Here is a 2,257-nt window from a genome sequence, read left to right on the forward strand (position 1 = left end):
GCCGCCGTCGAGCCGGCCGACGACCCGGTCGCCGACGGCGAGCGTGTGCACGCCGCTGCCGGTCTCGACCACGGTGCCCGCCACGTCCCAACCGAGGGTGTACGGCAGGTCCAGTGGGAGGACGGAACGCAGCAGCCCGGAACGCAGCGCCGTCTCGGACGGGTTGAACGAGGAGGCGGCGACCTGGATCAGCACCTCCCCCGGGCCGGCCACCGGGCGTGGGACGTCCTCGTGGCGGATGACGGACGCGGCACCGTACTCGTGTATTCGTGCGGCTCTCATGCCACCAACGTATGGACCGGATCGAGGACGAACCATGCTTGCCGATCCTCGATTGATACTCGATCGTCTCCCCTCCGGTACTGTTGCTGGATGGACGTGCTCAGCGACGTGATCGCGGTCATGCGTACCGGTCAGCCTCGGTCGGCGCGGGTGGTGTGGCACGCCCCGTGGGCGCAGCGATTCGCCTCCGTGCCGGGAAGTGCCGGCTTCCAGGTGATCCTGCAGGGACCGTGCTGGCTCGTCTCGCCGGACGACGACCCCGTGCAGCTGGCCGCCGGCGACGTGGTGTTCCTGCCGCACGGGCGGGGGCACGCGCTGGCCGACAGCCCCACGACTCCGGTGGACGCACCCGCCTGCGATCCGGGCGACCCGCGGTCCCTCCAGCGCTACGCGACCGCCACGGTGGGCGAACCCGTCGCCACCCGCGGCACCACCACCGTGACGCTCTGCGGCGCATACGAGCTGGATCCCGCCCGCGCCCATCCGCTCCTGAACGACCTGCCCGAACTCATCCACCTCCCGGCGCACCTCGGGCGCCACCCCGAACTGCGCGCCATCGTGGACCTGCTCGCCGCCGAGTTGGAACGACCGCGCCTCGGCACCGACGCCGTCGTGCCCGCCCTCCTCGACACGCTGCTGCTGTATCTCCTGCGCACCTGGTTCGACGAGCAGCCGGCACGTGGGGCCACCACCGGTTGGGCGGCGGCACTCAACGACCCGGCCGTCACGGCGGCGCTGCGGGCCATGCACCGCGACCCCGCGCAGCCCTGGACGGTCGCGACTCTGGCCGCCGAGGCGGGGCTGTCCCGGGCACCGTTCGCCCGGCGCTTCGCCACCCTCGTCGGCCAGCCGCCACTCAGCTATCTGACCTGGTGGCGGATGACCACCGCGGCCCGGCTGCTCCAGGACACCGACGCGCCGCTGAGTGCCGTCGCACACCGGATCGGCTACGCGTCGGAGTTCGCCTTCGCCAACGCGTTCAAGCGCCAGTACGGCACCGCACCCGGCAGGTACCGGAGAGCCGCGTGACAGCACCGACGGTCCCGGACCGGGTGACCGTTCGAGTGAGGACCGCGACGGGCATCCACGGACCGTGGGGGACCGCGTCCGGGACGTAGGGTCGCGACGGCGATGAGTTTCGCTACGGTCGCCGGTCTGCACTCCCGTGCACCCGATCCCGATCTCCCCACCCCCGGGAGGGCGTCATGACCGCTACGCACAGGAGGCAAGCGTGAAACTCCTTCTCACGTCCGCGGGCGTCCAGAACCCGAGCATCCGCGATGCGCTGGTCGGCCTGCTGGGCAAGCCGATCGCCGACTCCAGTGCCCTCTGCATCCCCACGGCGGCCCACGCCATGGGCGGGCCGGCCTCGGCCTGGCGCTTCATCACCGGGCAGACGCCGCTGCCCATGTGCGACCTGGGCTGGAGGTCGCTGGGCGTCCTCGAACTGACAGCGCTGCCCAGCATCGGCGAGCAGCGGTGGGTCCCCTGGGTCCGGGAGGCCGACGTCATTCTCGTGGCCGGCGGCGACGCGACGTACCTGTGCCACTGGATGCGGCAGTCCGGGCTGGCGGATCTCCTGCCGTCGCTGCGGGACACCGTCTGGGTGGGGTTGAGCGCGGGGAGCATGGTGCTGACCCCCCGGATCGGTGCGGACTTCGTCGAGTGGCAGTCCGCGCCCGACGACCGCACGCTGGGGGTCGTCGACTTCTCGATCTTCCCGCACCTGGGCCTCGAACCGGACAACACCATGGCCGATGCCGAGAGGTGGGCGGTCGAGATCGCCGGTCCGGCGTACGCGATCGACGACCAGACGGCCATCAAGGTCACCGACGGCCGCGTCGAGGTCGTCTCCGAGGGGCACTGGAGGCGGTTCCCCTCCTAGCCCGTGTTTCGTAAGGGCCGTGTTGGGCGGTGAGGTGGGCCCGGCGTGGCGGTGATCGCTAAAGGTTGAGGTCTCCGGTAGATCGGTTAG

The 2,257-nt window shown here is 71.4% G+C and carries 3 protein-coding genes; 2 read left to right on the top strand and 1 reads right to left on the bottom strand.

The annotated features are described in order from the left end of the window. Positions 1 to 282 (bottom strand): alcohol dehydrogenase catalytic domain-containing protein (locus ACWENR_RS30535; RefSeq protein WP_452280402.1); only part of this gene is annotated, 282 nt, incomplete at its 3' end. A gap of 90 nt (positions 283 to 372) precedes the next feature. On the opposite strand from ACWENR_RS30535, the gene ACWENR_RS30540 reads away from it, so the two are divergent. Both ACWENR_RS30540 and ACWENR_RS30545 read left to right on the top strand, forming a co-directional pair. Next, complete coding sequence (locus tag ACWENR_RS30540) at positions 373 to 1,311, top strand: AraC family transcriptional regulator (protein WP_452280403.1); 939 nt, start codon at positions 373 to 375, stop codon at positions 1,309 to 1,311. 202 nt (positions 1,312 to 1,513) lie between these two features. Next, positions 1,514 to 2,167, top strand: a complete 654-nt coding sequence (locus ACWENR_RS30545; RefSeq protein WP_452280404.1) for a Type 1 glutamine amidotransferase-like domain-containing protein — start codon at positions 1,514 to 1,516, stop codon at positions 2,165 to 2,167. The last annotated feature ends 90 nt before the right edge of the window (positions 2,168 to 2,257 follow it).

The sequence above is a fragment of the Micromonospora sp. NPDC004336 genome, assembly GCF_053602615.1.